The sequence below is a fragment of the Psychromonas aquimarina ATCC BAA-1526 genome (assembly GCF_000428725.1).
GTDB classification, from domain to species: domain Bacteria; phylum Pseudomonadota; class Gammaproteobacteria; order Enterobacterales; family Psychromonadaceae; genus Psychromonas; species Psychromonas aquimarina.
The window spans coordinates 1-1,397 of record NZ_AUAM01000135.1 but is presented as its reverse complement, the minus strand read 5'-3'; the positions used below and the strand labels follow the sequence as shown (position 1 = coordinate 1,397).

At 42.4% G+C, this 1,397-nt stretch carries 6 tRNA genes; all 6 read left to right on the top strand.

Annotation, left to right across the window (positions count from 1 at the left end):
* Positions 1-501: 501 nt before the first annotated feature.
* Positions 502-577, top strand: a tRNA-Gly gene (locus tag G337_RS0119360).
* A 12-nt stretch (positions 578-589) separates the two neighbouring features.
* A tRNA-Cys gene (locus G337_RS0119355) sits at positions 590-663 on the top strand.
* Between the two features lie 18 nt (positions 664-681).
* Positions 682-767, top strand: a tRNA-Leu gene (locus tag G337_RS0119350).
* A gap of 71 nt (positions 768-838) precedes the next feature.
* Positions 839-914, top strand: a tRNA-Gly gene (locus tag G337_RS0119345).
* Positions 915-1,112: 198 nt separating this feature from the next.
* A tRNA-Cys gene (locus tag G337_RS0119340) sits at positions 1,113-1,186 on the top strand.
* Positions 1,187-1,201: 15 nt separating this feature from the next.
* A tRNA-Leu gene (locus G337_RS0119335) sits at positions 1,202-1,287 on the top strand.
* Positions 1,288-1,397: the final 110 nt, after the last annotated feature.

The window sequence follows — 1,397 nt, the reverse complement described above, 5'->3', positions numbered from 1 at the left end:
TTGAGGATTATGATCTATCTGCAAGATCGTTCAAGTTTTCTTAAACGATCGGCATTAGTCATTAACCTGACGGCTTTTTTGTATGCATCGCATTAAACAATGTCTACAGAGCAGCTGATAACGATTTAGTTTCACTGTTTAAAAGTGTTTGTGCTGGTTTTGCAAAAGTACAAGTACTGCTTTTTATGAACAGCCATTACCTAGTTTGCCAGTATCTGAATTTATTGTGATTGATAACAGCAATTCTGCTGGATAAGCAGACGCTTCGTTTGAAAAAACAGCGAACAGCATGGAATTAACAAAAAAGTTGCTAAAGAGTGTTGACTCAGTTCGGAAAATCCTTAGAATGCGCACACATCGAGAGGGGAAACAGTTACTGTAAACCTTAAGATAAATAGTTTAAAATGTTACACGGTGTTAGTTAAATCAGTCGAGACCAACCTTGATAAGATTCAACAGGATTTGCAAGTCAACTTGTAAATTCAATCGTAAACAGATGAAGCGGTACTAGCTCAGTTGGTAGAGCACGACCTTGCCAAGGTCGGGGTCACGAGTTCGAGTCTCGTGTACCGCTCCAAATAAATTATAAGGCGGAATGGCAGAATGGCCATGCAGTGGATTGCAAATCCATCCATCTCGGTTCGACTCCGGGTTCCGCCTCCACTATCTATTTATAGATTTGCCCGGGTGGTGGAATTGGTAGACACAAGGGATTTAAAATCCCTCGCTTTCTGAGCGTGACGGTTCAAGTCCGTCCCCGGGCACCAATTCTATAAATTGACCAGCTTAAAGCTGGTTTTTTTGTATTTAATGTATAAATACAAGCGTAAAATATTAAGCGGTACTAGCTCAGTTGGTAGAGCACGACCTTGCCAAGGTCGGGGTCACGAGTTCGAGTCTCGTGTACCGCTCCAAATTTGAAGTGTTAGGTGTTCAATATCAGAGCACGACCTTGACCATAATAGTCGGGGTCATGAGATGTTTTTAGTCTCGTGTACCGCTCCAGTTTTGAAGTGTTAGGTGTTCAATATTCTGAGCACGACCTTGATCATAATAGTCGGGGTCATGAGGTGTTTTTTAGTCTCGTGTAGCGCTCCAAATTAAGTAATATTGGCGGAATGGCAGAGTGGCCATGCAGTGGATTGCAAATCCATCTATCTCGGTTCGACTCCGGGTTCCGCCTCCAAATTCTAAAAGTTTTGCCCGGGTGGTGGAATTGGTAGACACAAGGGATTTAAAATCCCTCGCTTTCTGAGCGTGACGGTTCAAGTCCGTCCCCGGGCACCAATTCTACAAAAAAGCCTCGCATTTATGCGGGGCTTTTTTGTATCTGAAATTTGAGTTATACCAATCCCATTAATTAACTTGTCAATTTAGTCCATTTCCTAAAGCAGAGT